At 65.6% G+C, this 22,438-nt stretch carries 20 protein-coding genes; 5 read left to right on the top strand and 15 right to left on the bottom strand.

The genetic code is table 11. The features are described 5' to 3' along the window. Window positions 1-46 precede the first annotated feature (46 nt). The 5 genes from folP to AC1DSD_RS09875 all read right to left on the bottom strand — a co-directional run bounded on the left by folP (window position 47) and on the right by AC1DSD_RS09875 (window position 5,201). A complete protein-coding gene (folP, locus tag AC1DSD_RS09895) occupies window positions 47-1,105 on the bottom strand; it encodes a dihydropteroate synthase (RefSeq protein ID WP_478029858.1) in 1,059 nt (352 codons plus the stop codon). Between the two features lie 124 nt (window positions 1,106-1,229). After that, the gene (locus AC1DSD_RS09890; protein ID WP_478029857.1) at window positions 1,230-2,360 is read right to left on the bottom strand and encodes a DNA methyltransferase; all 1,131 of its coding nucleotides are present in this window, start codon (window positions 2,358-2,360) and stop codon (window positions 1,230-1,232) included. A gap of 185 nt (window positions 2,361-2,545) precedes the next feature. After that, a complete protein-coding gene (locus AC1DSD_RS09885) occupies window positions 2,546-3,142 on the bottom strand; it encodes a ribonuclease HII (protein WP_478029856.1) in 597 nt (198 codons plus the stop codon). Beyond that, window positions 3,142-4,314 (bottom strand): bifunctional hydroxymethylpyrimidine kinase/phosphomethylpyrimidine kinase, encoded by a 1,173-nt coding sequence (gene thiD / locus AC1DSD_RS09880; RefSeq protein WP_478029855.1) that lies wholly within the window; start codon window positions 4,312-4,314, stop codon window positions 3,142-3,144. Before thiD ends, AC1DSD_RS09885 begins: the two co-directional genes overlap by 1 nt. Beyond that, window positions 4,311-5,201, bottom strand: a complete 891-nt coding sequence (locus AC1DSD_RS09875) for a prephenate dehydratase (RefSeq protein WP_478029854.1) — start codon at window positions 5,199-5,201, stop codon at window positions 4,311-4,313. Before AC1DSD_RS09875 ends, thiD begins: the two co-directional genes overlap by 4 nt. Before the next feature lie 248 nt (window positions 5,202-5,449). Here AC1DSD_RS09875 and AC1DSD_RS09870 point away from each other — a divergent pair, with 248 nt between their 5' ends. Then, window positions 5,450-6,097, top strand: a complete 648-nt coding sequence (locus AC1DSD_RS09870) for a c-type cytochrome (RefSeq protein WP_478029853.1) — start codon at window positions 5,450-5,452, stop codon at window positions 6,095-6,097. A 325-nt stretch (window positions 6,098-6,422) separates the two neighbouring features. On the opposite strand, the gene AC1DSD_RS09865 is transcribed toward AC1DSD_RS09870, so the two are convergent. From AC1DSD_RS09865 to AC1DSD_RS09855, 3 genes are all read right to left on the bottom strand, one after another. Further along, on the bottom strand, window positions 6,423-7,358 hold the full coding sequence (locus tag AC1DSD_RS09865; protein WP_478029852.1) for an LOG family protein: 936 nt from the start codon (window positions 7,356-7,358) through the stop codon (window positions 6,423-6,425). Window positions 7,359-7,573: 215 nt separating this feature from the next. Then, window positions 7,574-8,248 (bottom strand): extensin family protein, encoded by a 675-nt coding sequence (locus AC1DSD_RS09860; protein WP_478029851.1) that lies wholly within the window; start codon window positions 8,246-8,248, stop codon window positions 7,574-7,576. Window positions 8,249-8,305: 57 nt separating this feature from the next. Next, on the bottom strand, window positions 8,306-8,947 hold the full coding sequence (locus AC1DSD_RS09855; RefSeq protein ID WP_478029850.1) for a DUF4328 domain-containing protein: 642 nt from the start codon (window positions 8,945-8,947) through the stop codon (window positions 8,306-8,308). 149 nt (window positions 8,948-9,096) lie between these two features. On the opposite strand from AC1DSD_RS09855, the gene AC1DSD_RS09850 reads away from it, so the two are divergent. The 4 genes from AC1DSD_RS09850 to AC1DSD_RS09835 all read left to right on the top strand — a co-directional run bounded on the left by AC1DSD_RS09850 (window position 9,097) and on the right by AC1DSD_RS09835 (window position 14,476). Beyond that, window positions 9,097-10,257 (top strand): phosphoserine transaminase, encoded by a 1,161-nt coding sequence (locus tag AC1DSD_RS09850; RefSeq protein WP_478029849.1) that lies wholly within the window; start codon window positions 9,097-9,099, stop codon window positions 10,255-10,257. An 86-nt stretch (window positions 10,258-10,343) separates the two neighbouring features. Further along, window positions 10,344-11,921, top strand: a complete 1,578-nt coding sequence (gene serA, locus AC1DSD_RS09845) for a phosphoglycerate dehydrogenase (protein WP_478029848.1) — start codon at window positions 10,344-10,346, stop codon at window positions 11,919-11,921. 24 nt (window positions 11,922-11,945) lie between these two features. Beyond that, entirely contained in the window at window positions 11,946-13,058 is a 1,113-nt protein-coding gene (locus tag AC1DSD_RS09840; protein ID WP_478029847.1) for an ATP phosphoribosyltransferase regulatory subunit, read from the top strand. 116 nt (window positions 13,059-13,174) lie between these two features. Further along, window positions 13,175-14,476 carry an adenylosuccinate synthase gene (locus AC1DSD_RS09835; protein WP_066825003.1) on the top strand — a complete coding sequence of 434 codons (1,302 nt, stop codon included), beginning with the start codon at window positions 13,175-13,177 and terminating at the stop codon, window positions 14,474-14,476. 154 nt (window positions 14,477-14,630) lie between these two features. On the opposite strand, the gene AC1DSD_RS09830 is transcribed toward AC1DSD_RS09835, so the two are convergent. From AC1DSD_RS09830 to AC1DSD_RS09800, 7 genes are all read right to left on the bottom strand, one after another. After that, the gene (locus tag AC1DSD_RS09830) at window positions 14,631-14,924 is read right to left on the bottom strand and encodes a hypothetical protein (protein ID WP_478029846.1); all 294 of its coding nucleotides are present in this window, start codon (window positions 14,922-14,924) and stop codon (window positions 14,631-14,633) included. A 139-nt stretch (window positions 14,925-15,063) separates the two neighbouring features. Further along, a complete protein-coding gene (gene aroC / locus AC1DSD_RS09825) occupies window positions 15,064-16,140 on the bottom strand; it encodes a chorismate synthase (protein ID WP_478029845.1) in 1,077 nt (358 codons plus the stop codon). A gap of 114 nt (window positions 16,141-16,254) precedes the next feature. After that, window positions 16,255-17,058: an enoyl-ACP reductase FabI gene (gene fabI / locus AC1DSD_RS09820; RefSeq protein WP_478029844.1), complete on the bottom strand. Its 804-nt coding sequence runs from the start codon at window positions 17,056-17,058 to the stop codon at window positions 16,255-16,257. Then, complete coding sequence (locus AC1DSD_RS09815; RefSeq protein WP_478029843.1) at window positions 17,055-17,999, bottom strand: YihY/virulence factor BrkB family protein; 945 nt, start codon at window positions 17,997-17,999, stop codon at window positions 17,055-17,057. The genes fabI and AC1DSD_RS09815 overlap by 4 nt, the downstream gene beginning before the upstream one ends. An 18-nt stretch (window positions 18,000-18,017) precedes the next feature. Further along, a complete protein-coding gene (locus AC1DSD_RS09810) occupies window positions 18,018-18,947 on the bottom strand; it encodes a DnaJ C-terminal domain-containing protein (RefSeq protein WP_478029842.1) in 930 nt (309 codons plus the stop codon). Window positions 18,948-19,017: 70 nt separating this feature from the next. Continuing rightward, entirely contained in the window at window positions 19,018-19,896 is an 879-nt protein-coding gene (locus AC1DSD_RS09805; protein WP_478029841.1) for a transglutaminase family protein, read from the bottom strand. A 10-nt stretch (window positions 19,897-19,906) separates the two neighbouring features. Next, window positions 19,907-22,393 carry a circularly permuted type 2 ATP-grasp protein gene (locus tag AC1DSD_RS09800; RefSeq protein ID WP_478029840.1) on the bottom strand — a complete coding sequence of 829 codons (2,487 nt, stop codon included), beginning with the start codon at window positions 22,391-22,393 and terminating at the stop codon, window positions 19,907-19,909. Window positions 22,394-22,438 lie beyond the last annotated feature (45 nt).

Raw genomic sequence — 22,438 nt, 5'->3', positions numbered from 1 at the left:
CCGCTAGCTTGCCGTCTGCAACGCGCGTCGCAACGGCAATATCCGGTCAGCCGCCGACCAGCGCCTGATCGCGCAGGCCGCGCCAGACTTTCAGCGCCTGCACCGTCTCCGGCACGTCATGGACGCGGAGCAATTGAACGCCGGCTTCCGCCCCTTTGAGCGCGAGCGTGATCGAGCCGCCTAGGCGTTCGTCGGCGGGTGCTTCGTTCGACAACGCGCCGATCATCCGCTTGCGGCTGGCGCCGAGCATGATCGGGCAGCCGAAGCCATGGAACATGGCGAGTCCGTTGAGCAGCGAGAGATTGTCCTGGAGCGACTTGCCGAAGCCGATGCCGGGATCGACGATGATCTTGGCGCGATCGACTCCGCCCGCGACGACTGCCGCGATCCGCGCCTCTAGCCAGTCATAAACCTCGATCAGCGCGTTGCCATAGCCGCTGCCGCCATGCGGCCCTTTGGCGGGATCGGGCGAGTGCATGAGGATGACGGGGCAGCCTGCCTTTGCCACCACGTCCAGCGCGCGATCATCCCATAACAGCGCCGCGACGTCGTTGACGATGCTCGCGCCGGCGGCGAGCGCGGCCTCCATCACCATCGCCTTGCGCGTGTCGACCGAAACCAGCGTCCCCGCGCGCACCAGCCCGCGCACGACCGGCTCGACGCGTTTCTTCTCATCCTCTTCCCAGACGAGCTCGGCGCCGGGTCGGGTCGATTCGCCGCCGACATCGATCAGCGCCGCGCCGGCCGCGGCCATTGCCACGCCGGCGGCGACCGGATCGTCCTGCTCGCCGCCATCGGAAAAGCTGTCGGGCGTGACGTTGAGGATGCCGGCGACCGCCGGCTGATCGAAACGCAGGATGCGCTCGCCAAGCGTCAGCGGTGGGCGGGGCCGGGTCATCGTCGCGTGGAGTTCGGCGGCGCGTTCGTCGCTGACGCACAAAGTGCGGCCGAATTCGGCGATCGACACGGTCCGCTTGGTATCGCCCTCGATCACTTCATAGGCGGCGAACCACTGCATTCCGCCGGCCAGCCGCGCGACCTCGCCGTCGCGGCCGATCGGGGTGTCTACGAACTGGACGGGGCGGAGGTGGAGTGGCGCGGGCATCAGCTCTCCTTCGTCATGCCGGGCTCGTCCCGGCATCCACCGTGCGGCGAGAACCCCGCGTCCCGGGTTTGCTGCACAGTGGACCCCGGGACAAGCCCGGGTGACGCATTTCCGGAATTGGGCCTTAAGGCTGCGTCGCGAGCAGGTAATTCTGGCGCAGCGCGTCGATCGGCTTCAACCCGTCCACCGCCTCATAATGCCAGAAAGTCCAGCCGTTGCAGGCCGGCGCGTTCTGCAAGGTCGCACCCAGCTTGTGGATCGACCCGGCCTGACCGCAATCGCTCTTGAGCGAACCGTCGGCGCCGACGGTCGCTTTCCAGCGCCGCTTGGTGTCGGTCAGCATTGTGCCCGGCGCCAGCATGCCGTTCTCGATCAGCGCACCGAAGGCGACGCGCGGCGCCGCCTTGGGGCTTTGCATCGTCGTCAGCGCCGATTCGTCGAGCGGCAAGGCGGCGGCGATGCGTTCCTCTGCCGCCTCGATATAGACCGGCTCGCGCTCGATCCCGATCCAGTGCCGGCCGAGCCGCTTGGCGACCGCTCCAGTGGTGCCGGTGCCGAAGAACGGATCGAGCACGACATCGCCTGGCTTCGAGCAGGCGAGCAGGATGCGGTAGAGCAACGCCTCGGGCTTCTGGGTCGGGTGAACCTTGACGCCGTTCTTCTTGAGCCGCTCCGGACCGCCGCAGATCGGGAATTCCCAGTCCGAGCGCATCTGCAGCTCGTCGTTGAGCGTCTTCATGCTGCGATAGTTGAACGTGTATTTCGCGCCCTCGCCGGTCGATGCCCAGATCAGCGTCTCGTGCGCGTTGGTGAAGCGCGTGCCCTTGAAATTGGGCATCGGATTGGCCTTGCGCCAGACGATGTCGTTAAGGATCCAATAGCCCAGATCCTGGATCGCCGACCCGACCTTGAAGATGTTGTGATAGCTGCCGATCACCCAGATCGTGCCGTTATCCTTGAGGATGCGTTTCGCCTCGCCCAGCCATTCGCGAGTGAAGCGGTCATAGATCGCCAGGCTGTCGAACTTGTCCCAGTCGTCGGTCACCGCATCGACATGGCTGCCGTCGGGACGCGACAGGTCACCGCCGAGCTGAAGGTTGTAGGGCGGATCGGCGAAGATCAGGTCGACCGACTTGGCCGGCAGCGCGCGCATCGTCTCGATGCAATCGCCCATGACGATGCGGTCGAGCGGGAGTTCGCCCGGCACGAGCACCGACGGCGCGATACGCGCACTGACCTTCTCGATGACCCCCATCGGCAACCACTCCCCGCAATGACACGCGCACGAAAACCGAGCGCGCGGACTCCGGTCAAGCGAAGTTTAGTTAACGACTTGGGTTAGCAAATGGTTAAGCGAGCGGAACATTTTACGACCCTTACCGGATATTGAGTCCGAAGTTATCCACAGCCCCAATTTATGGGGTGTGGCACAAAAGACTCTTAAAACGGCAGAACCGCTTGGGCGACCGGTGCGAAGCTCCGGCGATGCAGCGGACACGGCCCGTGCTCGCGCAACGCGCGCAGATGTTCGGGCGCGCCATAGCCCTTGTTCGAGTGCCAGCCGTAATGCGGATATGATTCGGCATGGGCGATCATGATCGTGTCGCGGGTGTGCTTGGCGACGATCGACGCGGCGGCGATTGACATGCTGATCCCGTCGCCACCGACGATCGCGCTCGCCTGATATGTCCAGCGCGGCAGGCGATTGCCGTCGACCAGTACGTGTCCGGGCGGGCAGCCCAATGCTTCCACCGCGAGCGTCATCGCCTTCATCGTCGCCCAATAGATATTGAGCGTGTCGATCTCTTCGGCCTCGCAAATGCCGATGCCGACCATCGCGCAGTCCATCAGCCGCCCGTGCAGGCGCGCACGCTCGGTGGCGCTCAGCTTTTTCGAATCGTCGAGCCCGCGCGGGATACCCTTGGCCGGCAGGATCACTGCCGCAGCCACCACCGGTCCCGCGAGCGGCCCGCGGCCGGCTTCGTCGACCCCCGCGACCGGGGCGAGGCAGAGCTTTTCGTGTTTGAGGCCGGGCATCAGCTAAGCCGCCAAGGCGGATAGCGCCGGTTCTCGCCGGCTTGGTACAGGCATAGGGCATTACCCGACGGATCGGTCAGGCGCGCTTCACGCCAAAGCCAGGGCTGATCAGTTGGCAACCGGTCGAACACGATGCCGTCTTTTTGCAGCCATTCGACTGTTCCGTCGAGATCGTCGACTTCGAGAAATACGGTCGGCTGCGCACCGGTTTCGATCGACAAGGTCATCCCGCCCGGCGCTTCGAAACGGGCATAATGCGCATCGTCAGTGCCGACGATCTGCCGCAACCCCAATCGCTCGTAGAATGAGCAGGTCTCGGCATAGTCGGTTGCCGCAATCGTCACCTGATTGAGGCAAGCACCCGGGCCGATCGAAACATCGAGCCGAACCGCTTGATGGCCCATCGGGCCGTGACCATCACCGAGTTGCGGCGCTCCCTTGATCGCGAGCCTGACGAATTGGCGGGCGCGTTCGATCGCGGTTTCAAGCGAATGCCCCGCCGCCAGCATCGTCGCGATCGCCGATGCCAAGGTGCACCCGGTGCCATGAGTAGCGTTGCTGTCGATGCGCTCGCTGCGCCATTCCGTCGGCCGCCCGTCCATCGGGTCGACATAGACAAGGCGATCGACGATCTCTCGACCACGACCGTGCCCGCCCTTGGCCAGCACTGCGCAACGGTGCCGAACGGCGATCGTCTGCGCCGCCGCATAGACCGCCTCGCTGTCGTCGACGGGCATGCCGGACAGCGCTTTCAGCTCCGGAAGATTGGGCGTCGTTACCTCGGAAACACGCATCAATCGCTCGAAGGCAGCGATCGTCTCGTCGTCCGCCAGGACCGACCCACTGGTCGCGACCATCACCGGATCGAACACGATCGGCACCGACAAATGCTCGAGCACATCCGCTACCGCATGCGCGGTCGCAGCCGAGCCGATCATCCCGATCTTCACCGCGTCGACGCCGATGTCGGTGACCACCGAGTTGATCTGCGCGATCACCATGTCGGTCGGCACCGGCAACACCGCCTGGACACCGAGCGTATTCTGCGCGGTGATCGCGGTGATCGCGGTCATGGCGTGGCCGCCGAGCATCGTCACCGTCTTGATATCGGCCTGGATCCCGGCGCCGCCGCCCGAATCGGATCCGGCGATGATCAGGACGCGCGGGGTCATCCCCGTTTCCGCGCCTGCGGATAGCTGCCCAGCACCCGCATCCATTTTGAGTGGAAGCCCAGTTCTTCCAACGCGCGATCCAGATTCTCATCCCCCGGCCGGCCCTCGACATCGGCGAAGAAGTCGGTCGCGGCAAAGCTGCCGCCGCGCTGATAGCTTTCGAGCTTGGTCATGTTGACGCCGTTAGTCGCGAACCCGCCCATCGCCTTGTAGAGCGCGGCGGGGACGTTCTTCACCTCGAAGATGATCGTCGTCATGAACGGCCCCTCACCCGTCAGCGGACGGCTGCCCCGCGCCAGGGTCACGAAGCGCGTGGTATTATGCTCGGCATCGGCGATGTCGCTCGCCAGCGTCTCCAACCCGTAGATCTTGGCCGCGGGCGGCGGCGCGAGCGCGGCGACCTTGGGATCGTTGATTTCGGCGACCAAGGCGGCGGCACCGGCGGTGTCGGGATAGGCGATCGGGGTGATGCCGTGCGCCTTCAGCCAATGGCGGCATTGGCCCAGCGCCTGGGGATGGCTCATCGCTTCCTTGACGCCGTCGAGCGGGCCGACGCCCATCAAGGCGTAGCGGATCGGCAGGAAATGCTCGCCGGTGATCACCAGCCCCGATTCGGGCAGCAGGAAATGGATGTCGGCGACGCGGCCATGGAGCGAATTTTCGATCGGAATGACTGCGCAATCGGCGCGCCCTTCCTTCACCGCATCGATCGCGTCGTCGAAGCTGAAGCAGGGTAGCGGCAGTCCGTCGGGAAACGTCTCTTCGACCGCGACATGGCTGTTGGCGCCCGGCGCGCCCTGGAACGCCACCGCGCGCTCGGGCTCGCGGGCAGCGGCTTCGGTCATCGCGGCAACGATGGGCTGGGCGGGGGCGGCGAAGTTCTCCATGGCGGCGGCGATTAGAGGCGGGCATCATCTGTAGCAACCCGAGCTTTGTTTGACGCGCTCACGCGCGTGTACGGCACCAGCCCACTCCCCCACCCGACCACCCATAGCATATCCTGATTGGGCGGTCGGGTGGGGGAGTGGGCTGGTGCCGCTCGCGACCGCAGGTCGCCAAACAACAGCCACCTTGCCCCCTGCGAATACGCTTACTAAAGGGCTGCTACTCAATTCAGGGGCGTACGCGAAAAATCATGTCCGACAAGACCAACACGATCGCTGGCTGGACCCTCGCAGGGTGCTTTGTCGCGCTTGGCGCCACGATCGTTGGCGGGATGATGTTCCACAGCGGCGAACCCAAGAAGGAAGGCTATCCGGTCGAGGCCGTGGACGAAGGCGGCGACAGCGGCGCCGCGGCCGAAGTGCCGATCGCGTCTCTGCTCCCGACCGCCGATGCCGCCAAGGGCGCCGAGGTCTTCAAGAAGTGCGCGGCGTGCCACACGGTCAACCAGGGCGGCGCCAACGGCATCGGTCCGAATCTCTACGCCACGGTCGGCGAAGCGGTAGCCCAGGGCAAGGGCGGCTTCGCTTTCTCCGATGCGCTGAAGGCCAAGGGCGGCAAGTGGGATTTCGATTCGCTCAACGCCTGGCTGACCAGCCCGCGTAAGTTTGCGCCGGGTACCAAGATGACCTTCGCCGGCCTGTCGAACCCCAAGGATCGTGCCGACGTGATCCTGTACCTCAACCAGCAGGGCTCGAACCTGCCGCTGCCGGCTGCACCGGCCGCTGCCCCGGCGGGCAAGGATGCCAAGGCAGCCGAGGGTAACAGCGCGGCGCCGGCTACGGGCAATGCCGCGGCGCCTGCCGCGGGCAACACCGCCGCGCCGGCTGCCAAGAAGTAAGCTTCAAGATTAATTCCTCCCCATTTCCGGCAGGGCAATCGCCTATGAGATGTTTGGTCAGGAGGGGAGCGGTGCGCTCTTCGTCCCATTGCCGCGACTGGCCAGCAAATACCGCGCCTGAGGGACTTTAAGCCATTTTACCCTACGTCACCCCGGCCTTGTGCCGGGGTCCACCGGGAGGCAGGCTGAGGGCTCGATGCTCAAGCTTCGCGCCAACAGGCTTGGTGGATGCCGGCACGAAGCCGGCATGACGGTTCGGGCCGTTGATTATACCCTCCCGCTCCATATGCGATTACCCTCCCCGATAGCGGGAGGATTTTAGAGATTACCGCGACGTGTCGGCCTGTGCGGCGATCTCTTCCGCGGCGTGCTGCTCCGCTTCGGCGAGACCGGCATCCAGCGAACGGTTCTGGTAGAAGCGCTGGACGCACTCCCAGCCCTCTTCCGCCGTCTCGCAATAGGTGAAGATGTCGAGGTCCTTGGCGCTGACCACGCCTTCTTCGACCAAAGCCTCGAAATTGACCACGCGCTGCCAGAATTCCCTGCCGTAGAGCAGCACCGGGATCGGTTGGATCTTGCCGGTCTGGATCAAGGTCAGCAGTTCGAACAATTCGTCGAACGTGCCAAAACCGCCCGGAAACGCAGCGAGCGCGCGCGCGTGAAGCAGGAAGTGCATCTTGCGCAGCGCGAAATAGTGGAATTGCAGGCTGAGCCGCGGTGTTACGTACGGGTTCGGCGCCTGTTCGTGGGGAAGCACGATGTTGAGCCCGATCGATTCGGCGCCGACATCGCACGCGCCGCGATTGGCCGCTTCCATGATCGACGGACCGCCGCCCGAACAGACGACGAAGTGGCGGCGCCCGTCGGTATCAACCGGGAAGCTCGATGCCAGCCGACCGAGTTCGCGCGCGACCTCGTAATATTTGGACTTGGCGACCAGCCGTTCGGCGATCTTGCGCGAGGCGCCATCGGTCGCCGCCTCCAGCAAGGCTTGCGCTTTGTCGGGCGCCGGGATGCGCGCCGATCCATACATCACGAAGGTTGAGGCAATCCCCGCTTCGTCGATCACCAATTCCGGCTTGAGCAATTCCAGCTGGAAGCGGACCGGACGCAGATCCTCGCGGAGCAGGAAGTCCATGTCCTGGAAAGCAAGCCGATAGGCCGGATCCTGGGTCTGCGGGGTAGAAACGCCGCCCTTGGCGCGGTCGGCTTCCTGTTTCGCGCGCGGAAAGACGCGCGACGGTACTCGGGTATCAGTCATCCCAGCGCGTTAGAGCAAAGTTGTGACGGATTGAAGGGGATGTTCTTCCGCGGCGGCGCTTCTAGCCCTCTCCCGCTTGCGGGAGAGGGAGGGGCCCGCCGCCGAAGGCGGTGGGAGGGTGAGGGTCTTCTTTCTTCTTTTTGGCACCAGCCGCTTGGAAGAAGAAAGAAGACCCTCGCCCAACCCTCTCCCGTAAACGGGAGAGGGCTATAGCGTCAGCGGCAGAAGCTTTTGTGGTCGTCCTCCAGATGGAGGTGGTTATGGTGCGCGGAATTATAATCCGGGCTGAGTACCGTCCCGAACCGCTTGCAGGCCGAGGTATGGATCACCTCGAGAAAGTGCCGCACGTCGTCATTGTCCGATCGCCAGTCACCCTCGATCGAGATGCGACGCCCATCCGCCAGCATGAACGCCGAGACGTCGACCGCGTTCGCCAGCGCATGGCCCGACAGTCGCTCGGTCGGAGCACCGATCGTATTGCGGCAGGCATAGGTGCCGAACGTCTCGATCTTGACCAGCCGGCTGCCCAGTATCTGAAAGGCTGCGGGCGCGACCGCGTTGCGCGTCCAGCCGATGAATTCCTCGGCGAGGCCGCAGCGCATTGCCTTCAACCCGGTGACCGGAACGCCGATATCGATCAGCTGCACCGTGCCGATGACGGTGCACCCGCCGCCATAATCGCGGTCGGGCAGCGGCGAATAGCGCACTTCCTCGCGCGACAGATCGGCATAACATTGCTGCGTTTCGCGGCTGGTCGGCAAGTTGAGCGTGATCGGCGGCGAACCGGCCGGACGGTGCGGCGGCGGCGGCAAACGGTCATTGCCCCCTCCGCCAAACAGGCAACCCGACAGGACAAAGCCGAGCAAGGGAACGAGGCGCTTCACGCGCATCGATGTGCGCGAACATGGTTAACGAATCGCTAATCCTGCGACGGCGCGTGCTGTCAGTCAGGCGAAGGTTTCGGCGTAGCCCGGCCCGTGCTTCTGGAGCTCGTTGAAGCGGCGGATCATCATGATCAATGCGACGGTCAGCGGTACGTCGACGAAGAACGATGCCACGTCCAACCAACTCGCTGCAATCAGCGTCCCGACGTCATTGGCGTTGAGCGAGAGCCGGAAGGAAATGTTGCCGATGATGCTGGTCGCCAGCCACAATCCCCACCACCAGCGCATCAATGCCGGTACCGGGACCGACCCTGGATCATGAGGACTGACGCTCGCTTGCCATGCTTCGCGCAGCCCCTGGAACGGCTTCCACAGGGTCGCCACCGGGACGAAGAACCAGCCGACATTCCATCCGGGCGTGATGGTCATCGAATCGGACAGCGAATGCGCATTTGCGTTGACGCGCATGATCCAGCGGGAAACGAAGACGATCGAGATCAGCATTGCCACCAGCATGGCGATGCTGGTGATACCCGCGACGGCGTCGGCGGTTTCGGGCGCGGGCCCTGTTCCCGATCCCAGCGAGTTCAGCGTGGCAATCATCAGTCCGCTGCTGATCGTAAAGGCAAAATCCGCCGCCAACCAAACCAGAACGGCGATGATCGCTACGCGTCCACGCCCGTTCGGATCGCGAAATTCATACATTCGCCCGCTCCCCCTGCTCTGGCGCAGACTGCCGCATGTTCGCTTTGCCGTCCACCGCAAGCTCCTTGACGCAGCGCACAATATCTTTAGGGCGGCCGACGGGCCACGCGGTCCCAACGCCGCGCGCGCTCTCTGCGAGGAGAGACTATATGACTGAAACTACCGTTGCCGACGCCACCATTGCGTCCATTGCGAAGCCCGCCACCAAGCCGGCCCGCCCCCATTTTTCCTCCGGTCCCTGCGCCAAGCCTCCGGGCTGGGACGCGTCGAAGCTCGCGGTCGAGGTACTCGGCCGGTCGCACCGCTCGAAGCTCGGCAAGGCGCGGCTGCAATATGCCATCGACCTGATGCGCGAACTGCTCAAACTCCCCGATACCCACCGCATCGGCATCGTCCCCGGCTCCGACACCGGCGCATTCGAGATGGCGATGTGGACGATGCTCGGCGCGCGTGAGGTCACTGCGCTCGCCTGGGAAAGCTTCGGCGAAGGCTGGGTGACCGACGCCGTCAAGCAGCTCAAGATCGAACCGACCGTGGTGCGCGCCGATTACGGCCAGTTGCCCGATCTCGATCAGATCGACTGGTCGAACGACGTGCTGTTCACCTGGAACGGCACCACCAGCGGCGTGCGCGTGCCCAATGGCGACTGGATCCCGGCCGACCGCGAAGGGCTGAGCTTCGCCGACGCGACCAGCGCGGTGTTCGCCTATGACCTGCCGTGGGACAAGATCGATGTCGCGACCTTCAGCTGGCAAAAGGTGCTGGGCGGCGAAGGCGGTCACGGTGTCCTGATCCTCGGCCCGCGCGCCGTCGAACGACTGACCGAATACACCCCCGCCTGGCCGCTGCCGAAAGTGTTCCGCCTCGTCTCCAAGGGCGCGCTGACCGAAGGCGTGTTCAAGGGCGAGACGATCAACACGCCGTCGATGCTCGCGGTCGAGGATGCGATCTTCGCGCTCGAATGGGCGAAATCGGTCGGCGGTGCTCAAGGCCTGATCGCGCGGTCGGACGCCAATGCCGCCGCGCTCGACAAGATCGTGGCGGAACGCGACTGGCTCGGCCATCTTGCCATCGACGAAGCGTCGCGGTCGAAGACCAGCGTCTGCCTGACGGTTGGCGGCGCCGATGAAGCGCTGATCAAGGCGATGGCCGCCGCGCTCGAAAAGGAAGGCGCCGCGTTCGACGTCGCCGGCTATCGCGACGCGCCGCCGGGCCTGCGCATCTGGTGCGGCGCGACCGTCGACACCGCCGATATCGAGGCGCTCGGCCCCTGGCTCGACTGGGCTTACGCGACCGCCAAGGCGGCCTGACTCGTCGCCCCGGCGGAGGCCGGGGCCGCTATGTTTCATTCCCAATCCAACGGCCCCGGCCTGCGCCGGGGCGATGGAGACTCACCATGCCCAAAGTACTGATCAGCGACAAAATGGACCCCAAAGCCGCCCAGATCTTCCGCGAACGCGGGGTCGAGGTGGACGAGATCACCGGCAAGACGCCCGAGGAATTGAAGGCGATCATCGGCGATTATGATGGCCTCGCCATCCGCAGTTCGACCAAAGTGACCAAGGACATCCTCGACGCGGCGACCAACCTCAAGGTCGTCGGCCGCGCCGGGATCGGCGTCGACAATGTCGACATCCCCGCCGCCAGCGCCAAGGGCGTAGTGGTGATGAACACCCCGTTCGGCAACTCGATCACCACTGCCGAACACGCTATCGCGTTGATGTTCGCGCTCGCCCGCCAGTTGCCCGAGGCCGATCTGTCGACCCAGGCCGGCAAGTGGGAGAAGAACCGCTTCATGGGGGTCGAGCTGACCTCGAAGACGCTCGGCCTGATCGGCGCGGGCAATATCGGCTCGATCGTCGCCGACCGCGCGCACGGCCTGCGGATGAAGGTGATCGCGTTCGATCCGTTCCTCAGCCCCGAGCGGGCGGTCGAACTGGGTGTCGAAAAGGTCGATCTCGACGACCTGCTCGCGCGCGCCGATTTCATCACCTTGCACACGCCGCTGACCGATCAGACGCGCAACATCCTGAGCCGCGACAATCTGCTCCGCACCAAGAAAGGCGTGCGGATCATCAATTGCGCGCGCGGCGGGTTGATCGATGAGGCCGCGCTCAAGGAAGGGCTCGATTCGGGTCACATCGCCGGCGCCGCGCTCGACGTGTTCGTCGAGGAGCCGGCCAAGGCCAGCCCGTTGTTCGGCACGCCCAATTTCGTCTCGACCCCGCATTTGGGCGCGTCCACGACCGAAGCGCAGGTCAATGTCGCGATCCAGGTCGCCGAACAGATGGCCGATTACCTGGTCTCGGGCGGCGTCACAAACGCACTAAACATGCCGTCGCTGTCGGCCGAGGAAGCGCCGCGGCTCAAGCCGTACATGGCGCTGGCCGAAAAGCTCGGCTCGCTGGTCGGCCAGCTGACGCATGGCGCGATCGGCCGCATTTCGATCCATAGCGAGGGCGCCGCCGCCGAGCTCAACCAGAAGCCGATCGTCTCTGCCGTGCTGGCCGGATTCCTGCGCACCCAGACCGACACGGTGAACATGGTCAACGCGCCGTTGCTCGCCAAGGAGCGCGGGATCGAGGTGCGCGAGGTCCGCACCGAGCGCGAGGCCGATTACCACACGCTGCTGCGCGTCTCGGTCAAGACCGAGGCAGGCGAGCGCTCGGTCGCCGGCACCTTGTTCGGCGATCAGGCTCCGCGCCTGGTCGAATTGTTCGGCATCAAGGTCGAGGCCGACCTCGCCGGCCACATGCTCTACGTCGTCAACGAGGACGCGCCGGGCTTCATCGGCCGACTCGGCACGTTGCTGGGCGAATCGGGCGTCAATATCGGCACCTTCCACCTCGGCCGCCGCTCCGCCGGCGGCGAAGCGATCCTGTTGCTATCGGTCGACGAGGCAGTCGACGCCGATTTGATCGCCCGCGTGCGCCAATTGGCGGGCGTGAAGACGGTGATGGGGCTGTCGTTCTGAGCAGGGCACGCTAAGGGGGCGGACGTGACTCACGCGCTGCTCCCTTCCGGCTTTCACGATCGGTTGCCGCCCGACGCCGATGCGGCGGCGCGGTTGGAGCGGCGTGTGCTCGATGCGGCGCATGCTTATGGCTATGAACGCGTCGATCCGCCGCTCGCCGAATTCGAGGATGCGCTGGCGCATCGGCTGAAAGCCGCGCGCGCGCAGGATGCGGTGCGCTTCGTCGATCCGATCAGCCAGCGTACCTTGGCGATCCGGCCGGACATCACCGCACAGGTCGGGCGCATCGCCGCGACGCGGATGGGGCATCATCCGCGCCCGCTGCGGCTGAGCTATGCCGGATCGGTGCTGCGGCTCCGCGCGTCGGAACTGTCACCGGAGCGCGAGCGGCGCCAGGCCGGCTGCGAATTGATCGGGCTCGATACGATCGCCGCCGCGCAGGAAGTCGTCACCGTCGCGGTCGAGGCGCTCGAGGCCGCCGGGGTCACCGGCATCTCGATCGACTTCACCCTGCCCGATCTGCTGGCGACGCTCGCCGCCGGGCCGCTGCCGCTCGACGGCGTATCGCTCGATGAGCTCGCCGACCGACTCGATGCCAAGGATGCCGGAGCAGTCGCGGCGCTGGCGCCGAACTATCTGCCGATGATCGAGGCAGCCGGACCATTCGAAACCGCGCATGACCGTCTCTGCCGCTTCGATGTCGGGGGTGCGCTGCGGTCGCGGCTCGATGGGCTGTGGAAGGTCGCCGAAGCAGTGAAGGGGCGCGTCGCGCTGACGCTCGATCCGACCGAGCGGCACGGTTTCGAATATCAAACCTGGCTCGGTTACTCGCTGTTCGCCGACGGCGCGCGCGGCGAAATCGGGCGCGGCGGCAGTTATACGATTGTGCATGAGGACGGCAGCGAGGAAACCGCGATCGGCTTCACGCTCTATATCGACGCGATCGTCGGCGCGGGTCTGGCGCAGGACGAGCGGCGCAGGCTGTTCGTACCGCTCGGGACCGATCCCGCGCTCGCCGGCAAGCTGCGCGGCGAAGGCTGGGTGACCGTTGCGGCGCTCGAGGCCGGCGACACGCCAGAGGCGCAATTGTGCACGCATGTTTTGATCGATGGTGAGGTTCGCACGCTCGCCACATAACCCGTCGTCACCCCGGCCTTGTGCCGGGGTCCACCGTGCCGCGCTGCCGAACGGCGCGTGGAGGAGTGGATGCCGGCACAAGGCCGGCATGACGAACTTGAACGAAGGAATGTACGGTGGCCAACGTAGCGGTGATCGGCGCCCAATGGGGCGACGAAGGCAAAGGCAAGATCGTCGACTGGCTGTCGGAGCGCGCCGACGTCGTCGTGCGCTTTCAGGGCGGGCACAATGCCGGCCACACGCTCGTCATCGACGGCAAGACCTATAAGCTCGCGTTGCTGCCCTCGGGCGTGGTGCGGGGCACGTTGAGCGTGATCGGCAATGGCGTCGTGTTCGACCCCTGGCATTTCCGCGACGAGGTCACCCGGATCGCCGAACAGGGCGTCAAGGTCACACCCGAACTGCTCCACGTCGCCGAGACCGCACCGCTGATCCTGCCGCTCCACCGCGATCTCGACGCCCTGCGCGAGGACGCGCTCGACGCCGGCAATTCTGGGCAGAAGATCGGCACTACCCGCCGCGGCATCGGCCCGGCGTACGAGGACAAGGTCGGCCGCCGCGCGATCCGTATCTGCGACCTCGCCCATCTCGACCAATTGGGGCCGCAGATCGATCGGCTCTGCGCGCATCACGACGCCTTGCTTGCCGGGTTCGGCAAGCCGCCGGTCGACCGCGAGGCCTTGCTGGCCGAGCTCAGGGAGATCGCCGACTTCGTATTGCCTTATGCCAAGCCGGTCTGGGTCACGCTCAACGCGGCGGGCGAGCGCGGCAAGCGCATCCTGTTCGAGGGCGCGCAGGGCGTGCTGCTCGATGTCGACCACGGCACCTATCCGTTCGTCACCTCGTCCAACACCGTCGCCGGCACCGCCTCGGCGGGATCGGGCCTGGGTCCGTCGCGGGTCGGGTTCGTGCTGGGGATCGTCAAGGCCTATACGACGCGCGTCGGATCGGGTCCCTTCCCGACCGAGCAGGATAACGAGATCGGCGAGTATCTCGGCACGCGCGGGCGCGAATTCGGGGTCAATACCGGGCGCAAACGGCGTTGCGGCTGGTTCGATGCGGTGCTGGTGCGGCAATCTGCGGCGGTCAGCGGCATTACCGGCATCGCGCTGACCAAGCTCGACATTCTCGACGGGCTCGACGAGATCAAGATTTGCACCGGCTATCGCCTGGGCGACAAGACCTACGACTATCTGCCGCCGCATCCGCTCGACCAGGCGGCAGTCGAGCCGATCTACGAGACGGTACCCGGCTGGTCCGAATCGACCGCCGGCGCGCGCAGCTGGGCGGAACTGCCTGCCGCGGCGATCAAATATATCCGCCGCATCGAAGAACTGATCCGCTGCCCGGTGGCATTGGTGTCGACCAGCCCCGAGCGCAACGACACGATCCTGGTGCGCGATCCGTTCGCGGACTGATCTGCTTCAGGCACGCAACGAGAAAAGCTGAAAAAGGTAGGGCCTGCCCCCGCAGCCGGTGCACGCCAGCACCGACCGCGAGGACAGGCCCATTAGCCCCGACGGCTCGCGCATGATCAGGCACGAGCCGATTGCATGGGGTGGGCTGGGGCTATCAGTGCTTCTTTTTCTTCTTGCCCGTATCCGCCGACGCTGACGTGTCGGTCGTCGCCGTCGAATCCGTCGTAGTCGACGGTGTGGTGGCGGAATCGGGGGTCGAACTCGGCGCCGCCGCGTCTGGCGTAGCCGGGGTGGCAGGGGTGGCGGGCGTTGCAGGTTCCGCCGGGGTGCCCATAGAGCCAGGCGTTGCCGGCGTAGCCGGCGTTGCGGGGGTCGCCGGGGTGGTTTGCGCCACCGCAACTCCCGAGACGCCGATGATCAAGGCGCCCGCAAGCATGACAAGCTTCATTCGATACTCTCCTGTCCTGAATGGACCGAAGAGGAAAAGGCTCAGTAACCAAAAGGCTCCATGGCAATGGATCGTCACGTCCACGGAATCGAACGGCTTACCGGAGATTGAGCCTATCGCGAGATTAACTGACGGAAACTCAGCCGTTTTGTGCGCGATGCAACAGCTTTTGGTCGGCCAGAACCAGCGCCACCATCGCTTCGACCACGGGTACGCCGCGAATGCCGACGCACGGATCGTGGCGACCCTTGGTGCGGATGTCGGTAGGCTCGCCCTCGCGCGTGATCGTCTCGACCGGGGTCAGGATCGAACTGGTGGGCTTGAACGCGACGCGGACGCGGACCGGCTGTCCGGTCGAAATCCCCCCGGCAATCCCGCCGGCATGGTTGGACAGGAAATGTGGCCCGCCGGTCTGGTTGCTGCCCGGCCGCATCGCATCGGCATTTTCCTCGCCGGTCAATGTCGCGGCAGCGAAGCCGTCGCCAATCTCGACGCCCTTGACCGCGTTGATCCCCATACAGGCATGTGCGAGCTCGGCATCGAGCTTGGCGTAGAGCGGCGCCCCCCAGCCCGGCGGCACGCCGGTCGCCTCGCAGGCGATCACCGCACCCAATGACGACCCGGCCTTGCGCGCGTCATCGACCAATTGCTCCCAGCGCCCAGCGGCCTGGGGGTCAGGACAGAAGAACGGATTATTGCCGATCTCGGCCGGATCGAACCGCGTATAATCGATCGCGTCGCCGCCGATCGCTTCGACCCAGGCGAGGATCGAGACGTCCGGAATAACCAGCCGCGCCACCGCCCCCGCCGCGACCCTGCTGGCGGTCTCGCGCGCCGACGAGCGCCCGCCGCCGCGATAATCGCGGAAACCATATTTGGCGTCATAAGCGTAATCGGCATGACCCGGGCGATAGGCCAAAGCGACTTCCGAATAATCCTTCGATCGCTGGTCGACATTCTCGATCATCAGGCTGATCGGCGTGCCCGTCGTGCGTCCTTCGAACACGCCCGACAGGATGCGGACACGGTCCGGCTCCTGACGCTGCGTGGTGAAACGCGACTGGCCCGGACGACGCTGGTCGAGGAATGGCTGGATATCGTCCTCGCTCAGGCTCAGCCCCGGCGGGCAGCCATCGACCATGGCCCCGATCGCTGGACCATGACTCTCCCCCCAGGTCGAGAAGCGGAAGACGTGACCGAAGGTGTTGTAGCTCAACCGAAAAGCCCTCTTCCCTCCGGGGAGAGGGTTGGGAGAGGGGGAGTACGGCATAGGAGCGTCCCCGACTGCCCCTCTCCCCGACCCTCTCCCCGAGGGGAGAGGGAGATTGCATCACACCAATGCGATATCCGGCGCGTCTTCGGCCTTCATGCCGATGACGTGATAGCCGGCATCGACATGGTGAACTTCGCCGGTGACGCCCGACGACAAGTCGCTGAGGAAATAGAGCGCCGATCCGCCCACGTCCTCGATCGTGACGTTGCGCTTGAGCGGCGAGTTCAATTCGTTCCACTTCAGGATCAGACGGAAATCGCCGATCCCGCTCGCCGCCAGCGTCTTGATCGGCCCGGCCGAGATCGCATTGACGCGGATATTGTCGCGGCCGAGGTCAACCGCGAGATATTGCACGCTGGTTTCCAGCGCCGACTTGGCGAGACCCATCACATTGTAATGCGGCACGACCTTCTCGGCGCCGTAATAGCTGAGGGTCAGCAGCGATCCGCCATTGGGCATCATCGCCGCCGCACGCTGCGCCACCGCGGTGAACGAATAGACGCTGATGTTCATCGTCATCAGGAAGTTTTCGAGCGTCGTGTCGGCATAGCGTCCGCGCAGCTCGTTCTTGTCGGAAAAGCCAATCGCATGGACGACGAAGTCGATCGTCGGCCAGCGCTCGGTGAGCGTCGCGAAGGTCTGGTCGAGCGCCGTCATGTCGCTGACGTCGCAATCGATCAGGAAGTCGGAGCCAAGTTCCGCCGCGAGCGGACGCACGCGCCGCTCGAGCGCCTCGCCCTGATAGCTGAACGCCATCTCGGCGCCCGCCTCGCGCAATTTCTTGGCGATACCCCAGGCCAGCGAGCGGTCGTTGGCGAGACCCATGATGAGTCCGCGCTTGCCCTGCATCAGTCCGGTCATGCCGCTTCAAACTCCGTTTCTGTTGTCGGGCTCCCCCTTACGTCCTCCAACGGCGTTTCGGCTAGTGCTGCGTTTAAATGCGCGCCGATCGAAATGCCGAGGCCGACGATCCAGAAGAAGAGCAAGGTGACGATCACCCCTGCCAGGCTGCCATAAGTCAGGTCGTAATTACTGAGCTTCGCCAGGAATACCGGCAGCAACGCGGTCGCGCTGATCCACCACACGGTGGTGAATGCGGCGCCCGGCCAGCGCGGACAGCCCTTTTTGCGATATTTGCCCGGCGTCACCGAGAAGAACAGCATGTAGAGCGCGAAGTACATGATGAGACCGGGGATGATCCGCGACCAGCCAACCCATTGGGCGACCTCGGCGGCCCAGGGGACCAACCGATAGATGAACTGCTGGGTCACGGTCAGCACGCCCTGGATCAGGAAGGCGAGCAAAGCGAGGATGACCGACCCGACGATCACCGCCATCGATCCCAGCCGGTAATGCCAGAACGGTTTTTCAAAGGTCACGCCATAGGCCCTGCGGAAGATGTCGCGGATCGTCTCGACGAAACTGCCGACCGACCACAAGGCGACCAGCCCGCCCAGGATGAGGAGCGAGCCGGTCCGCGCCGCCAGCACGTCGGCGATCGGCTTGCGCAGCAGATCGGCGACGCTGCCGGGAAGCGTCGACAGGAACGAGTCCACCGCACGAAGTGCCTCCGCGCTCTGTCCGAATAGCGAACCGATCGCCGCCGCGAGGATGAAGAAGGGAAAAAGCGTCAGCAGCGCCAGATAGGCGATGTTGCCCGCATACATGAAGCCATTGGCGAAGATGCCGACAAACACGCGCTTGGTGATGATCCAGGCGCGGACCGGTAGCGGTTTTCCCTCTCGCTCGCGATAGCCGCGAAGCCCGCGCGCTTCGGGCGAAAGAGGGGAAAGATGCGACATACAGGACCGTAACCGACGTCAGACGCCGAGGTTGCCGCGCGGATTCCTGTCATTGTCCTTCCAGCCCTGGACGAACTCGACCAGCGCGTCGTCATCGACCGGCAGGTCGACCATCAGGGTGACGAGCTGGTCGCCGCGCCCGCCACCTTTCCGGTGGAAACCCTTGCCCTTCAGCCGCAGCGTCTTGCCTGAGCTCGACCCCTTGGGGACCGTCAACATGACCGCGCCGTCCGCGGTCGGCACACGGACGCTCGCACCGAGTACCGCCTCGGACAGGCTGATCGGCAGGTCTATCCGGATGTCATCGCCGTCGCGGTTGAAGAACCGGTGCGGCTGGATCTCGATCGTGACGATCGCATCGCCATTGCCGCCAGGGCCGGGCTGTCCCTTGCCGCTCAGCCGCATCTGGGTTCCGGATTCGACTCCGGCCGGCAGCTTGAGATCGATCGTCTTGCCGTCGGCGAGCGTGATCCGCTGCGGCGCCAGCGTCGCGGCGTCGGTGAACGGCACGGTCAGGCGATAGGCGACATTGGCGCCCTTCGGCTGCGGTCGACGTCCGAATCCGCCGGCAAAGCCACCGCCGGCGCCACCGGCTCGGCCGCGACCGCCGAACAGCCCTTCGAACAGGTCGCTGAAATCCCCCGCTTGCTCGCCGCCGAAATCGGCGCGGAAACCGCCCTGCGGTCCGCCGCCACCGCCGCCGAAACCGAACGGCGCGGCCGGATTGCCGTCACCGTCGATCTCACCGCGGTCGAAGCGCGCGCGCTTGTCCTTGTCGCTCAGCAGGTCATAGGCCGACGTCACCTGACTGAACTTCTCCGCCGCCTTGGGATTGTCGGTATTGCGGTCGGGATGCAGTTCCTTCGCAAGCTTGCGATAGGCTTTCTTGATATCCGCTTCAGTCGCGGTGCGGGACACGCCCAGCAAGGTATAGGGATCGGCTGCCATCTTGCGGCGCTATTTGGGGGATTGCGCAGCGGAGCGCAACGCGGGCTTTGCCGTAGATGCCATCACCGCATCAGCCGACCGGCGCGACGTCGACCGACACGTCCATCTTCTGCGCGCCCGATCCCAGCACGATGCCGTCGATCGGTGCGATCTCGGCATAGTCGCGGCCGATCGCCATGATGACATGGTCGCTCGCCATCCAGATGCCGTTGGTCGGATCGACTCCGACCCAGCCGCGCGCCGGACCGCACCACAGCATCACCCAGGCATGCGTCGCATCGGCGCCGATCAGCCGCTCCTGTCCGGGCGGCGGGATCGTGCGGATATAGCCGCTGACATAGGCGGCCGGCAGGCCGGCGGCACGCAGGCCGGTGATCATGATCTGGGTCAGATCCTGGCACACGCCGCGGCGTTTCAGGAATGCCTCGCGCGGCGGGGTATCGACCAGGGTCGCGGTCGGATCGAACGCGAAATCGCGCTGGATGCGTTGCGCCAAGGCGATCCCCGCTTCCAGCGCGTTGCGGTCGGGGTCGAGATCCTGCGCGCACCACGCCGCGATATCGGCATCGAGCGGGATCAGCGGCGACGGGTAGAGATAGGCCGAGGGGCCAGCAGCCGAAAGATCGCGATTCGCCCGCGCCAGCGCCGCGACCTCGGCCAGCATCGGGTCGTCGGGCTGCGGCATCGGCACCATGCGGTCGACCGTGACGCGCGAGACGCTTTCGATCGTCAAATTGCGGACGCGTTCAGTGACGACCAGCCGGGTCACGTTGGCGAGGCCGGCTTCGGCCAGCGCCGGTCGCGTCTCACCGGCCGGTGTCACCGCCAATTCGTAATGCTCGACCTGTTGCCCCGACCACAGGATCGGCTTGAGTCGCAAGTTGCAGCGCGCGAAAGCGACCGGCCGACCATAATCGAACCGCGTGACGTGCCGGATATCGTAGATCACGCCCCAAATCTCACGCCAGGATAAGCCCGCCCGCGCGCAACGGTTCCGCGCCTTGCAGGAAATACCGGCGTGCAATGGCGTCGGACAATTGCGCGAGCTGGCGTTCGGCGTCGTCGAGCTGACCCTTGTCGAGCCGCGTGGCGCTCGCCGTCGACAGCAAAGCGCACAGCGCGCGGGCCTCGGCCTGCTGCTCTTCGGGCACGCCGTCGTCATTGAGCACCGGGAGCTCGGCGAGATGCTCGGCGATGCGGTCGGCCTGATAGGCGAGGCTGCGCGGATTGCCCGGATCGAGCGCGACCAGGTCGATCACCGGCACGCGCGCGATCCCGGTCAGATAACGCTGGCGGTAACCTATCTGGCTGTCGGCGAGGTCGAGCAAGGTGGTGAGATCGTCGCTCGAAGCCCCGGTCATGCCGAAAGTGCGGACCAGCCGCGCCACTGCCAGCCCGCGTTCGACGCGGCGGCCGAGATCGTGGAAGCGCCATGCCGCGGTACGGCCCATATGCTCGGCCGACAGGCCCGACAAAGCGGCATAGCGCCGCTGCAATGAGCCGCAGCGATCGAGCATCGATCCCTTGGTCGGATGCGGCGCGTCGAGCAGGCGCACGACATCGGCCGACAGCCGGTCGCGAGACACCTGGGCGATGGTCCGCGCCATGCGGTTGATCGCCGGGATGTTGTTCCAGCCGTCGAGCGCGTCGAGCGCGGTCCGTGCGAGCTGGACGAGGTCGGGGCGCTTGAGGTGCGCGGGATGCGCCGCGGCGCCGGCGGCGACCACCAATCCCGCCATCCGTCCGACCGTGTCGTGGTCGAGCGCGGCACCGGCATCGGCATCGATCGAATTGCCGAGCATCGCGCGGACGATCGCCAGCAAGGCCTCACCGCGTTCGAGATAGCGGCCTAGCCAGTAGAAATTGTCCGCCACCCGACTGGGCAACGTCCCAGGATTGCGCCGGATTTGGGTACTGTCGGGCGCCGGCAGCAGCGAGGTGGGTGGCACCGGATCGGGGCTGTAGATCGCGACATCGGCCGACCAGATCCCCTCGCCCATCACCGCGGCCCGGATATCGGGATGCTCGCCGATCCGCGCAAAACCGCCGGGCATCACCGTCCAGTCGCCGTCGACGCCGCGCGCCGCGAATACGCGCAAGGTAAAGGGCCGCGCTGCCAGTTCGTGATCGGCCACCACCGGCATGGTCGACAGCCGGACCAGTTCCTGACCGACATAATCCTGCGGTCGCCGCGCCATGTCGTCGAGCAGCGCCTGGCGCGCCTCGGCCGACAGTTCGGATCCCTGGACCGCACCATCGGGCAGGCCGAGCGGGTTCACGCCGAACGCCGGCGCGATCATCAAACTGTCGAGCCGCGCCTCCACCGTCGCGCGCGCGACTGCATCGCCGCACCACCAGGTCGCGATATTGGGCAGCTTGAGCTTCTCGCCGATAATCCGCTCGGCCAATGCCGGCAGGAACGCCTGCAGCGCCGGCGCCTCGAGCACGCCGGCGCCTGGCGCATTGGAGATCAGCACATTATGCGCGGCAAACGCATCGATCAGCCCGGCGACGCCGATCGTCGAATGCGAATCGAACGCGAGCGGATCGAGCATGCGCGGATCGGCACGCTGCCACAGCGCATCGACGCGTTTGAGCCCGGCAATGGTGCGGACATAGAGCCGATCCTCGGCCACCGCCAAGTCGGCGCCTTCGACCAGCAGGAAACCGAGATAGCGCGCGAGATGCGCCTGTTCGGCATAGCTGGCGTTCCAGCGGCCGGGGGTGAGCAGGCCGATGCGGGGCTCGGCGCGCTTGCACAAAGCGGCGAGGCCGTCGCGGAACGCGGTGAAGAACGGCGCGTGGCGAAGGATGTTGAGGCGCCCCTGCAACCCGCCGAGAGTCCGCGACGTCGCGAGGCGGTTTTCTAGTGCATAGCCAGCGCCGGCCGGCGCGCGCAGGTGATCGGCGAGCACGCGCCATTCGCCATCGGGACCTCGTCCGAGATCGAACGCGGCGAACTGGAGCTGATAGCCGCCGGGCAGAGTCAGCCCGACCATCGGTCGCAGGAACAGCGGACTGCCGTTGACCAAGGCGGCGGGAATCGCACCGTCGGCGATCAGGGCGCCTTCGCCATAGATATCGGCGAGGATGGTTTCGATCAGCCCGGCGCGCTGCGCGACGCCTTCGGCGATCGCTTTCCATTCGCCTTCGGCAATCAGCAGCGGGACCGGCGAGACCGGCCAGGGCCGCTCGTCCGAGTCGCCGGCGACACGAAACCCCGTACCGATGTCCTCGGCGTGGCGCTGGACTCGTTCCTGGGCGTGCGCGAGGTCGTCGCCCGCAGCGACAGCGAGTTCCTCGAACGCCGCGGTCCAGGCGCTCTGATCCCCGCTGGCGACGACATCGCCCGCGCCATCGCCGACCCGCCCGCGATAGTCCGCCAACCAGCGCGCGGCATGCGCCGCGGCGTCGAACAAACCTTCGCTGAGTGCGTGACTGGCCAATGGGGCCTCCCCTTGGGAAAGGCTAACCACCACAAACCATGCTGC

The sequence above is a fragment of the Sphingomonas sp. P4_D12 genome, assembly GCF_056401895.1.
Note: the sequence above shows the minus strand (reverse complement) of the source record. Positions and strands in the feature narration are given on the sequence as shown.

What these genes read in the sequence shown, in the direction of transcription:
- folP (WP_478029858.1), bottom strand. Translation starts at nt 1,105, where the DNA reads ATGCCCGCGCCACTCCACCTCCGCCCCGTCCAGTTCGTAGACACCCCG.
- AC1DSD_RS09890 (WP_478029857.1), bottom strand. Translation starts at nt 2,360, where the DNA reads ATGGGGGTCATCGAGAAGGTCAGTGCGCGTATCGCGCCGTCGGTGCTC.
- AC1DSD_RS09885 (WP_478029856.1), bottom strand. Translation starts at nt 3,142, where the DNA reads ATGCCCGGCCTCAAACACGAAAAGCTCTGCCTCGCCCCGGTCGCGGGG.
- thiD (WP_478029855.1), bottom strand. Translation starts at nt 4,314, where the DNA reads ATGACCCCGCGCGTCCTGATCATCGCCGGATCCGATTCGGGCGGCGGC.
- AC1DSD_RS09875 (WP_478029854.1), bottom strand. Translation starts at nt 5,201, where the DNA reads ATGGAGAACTTCGCCGCCCCCGCCCAGCCCATCGTTGCCGCGATGACC.
- AC1DSD_RS09870 (WP_478029853.1), top strand. Translation starts at nt 5,450, where the DNA reads ATGTCCGACAAGACCAACACGATCGCTGGCTGGACCCTCGCAGGGTGC.
- AC1DSD_RS09865 (WP_478029852.1), bottom strand. Translation starts at nt 7,358, where the DNA reads ATGACTGATACCCGAGTACCGTCGCGCGTCTTTCCGCGCGCGAAACAG.
- AC1DSD_RS09860 (WP_478029851.1), bottom strand. Translation starts at nt 8,248, where the DNA reads ATGCGCGTGAAGCGCCTCGTTCCCTTGCTCGGCTTTGTCCTGTCGGGT.
- AC1DSD_RS09855 (WP_478029850.1), bottom strand. Translation starts at nt 8,947, where the DNA reads ATGTATGAATTTCGCGATCCGAACGGGCGTGGACGCGTAGCGATCATC.
- AC1DSD_RS09850 (WP_478029849.1), top strand. Translation starts at nt 9,097, where the DNA reads ATGACTGAAACTACCGTTGCCGACGCCACCATTGCGTCCATTGCGAAG.
- serA (WP_478029848.1), top strand. Translation starts at nt 10,344, where the DNA reads ATGCCCAAAGTACTGATCAGCGACAAAATGGACCCCAAAGCCGCCCAG.
- AC1DSD_RS09830 (WP_478029846.1), bottom strand. Translation starts at nt 14,924, where the DNA reads ATGAAGCTTGTCATGCTTGCGGGCGCCTTGATCATCGGCGTCTCGGGA.
- fabI (WP_478029844.1), bottom strand. Translation starts at nt 17,058, where the DNA reads ATGACCGGACTGATGCAGGGCAAGCGCGGACTCATCATGGGTCTCGCC.
- AC1DSD_RS09815 (WP_478029843.1), bottom strand. Translation starts at nt 17,999, where the DNA reads ATGTCGCATCTTTCCCCTCTTTCGCCCGAAGCGCGCGGGCTTCGCGGC.
- AC1DSD_RS09810 (WP_478029842.1), bottom strand. Translation starts at nt 18,947, where the DNA reads ATGGCAGCCGATCCCTATACCTTGCTGGGCGTGTCCCGCACCGCGACT.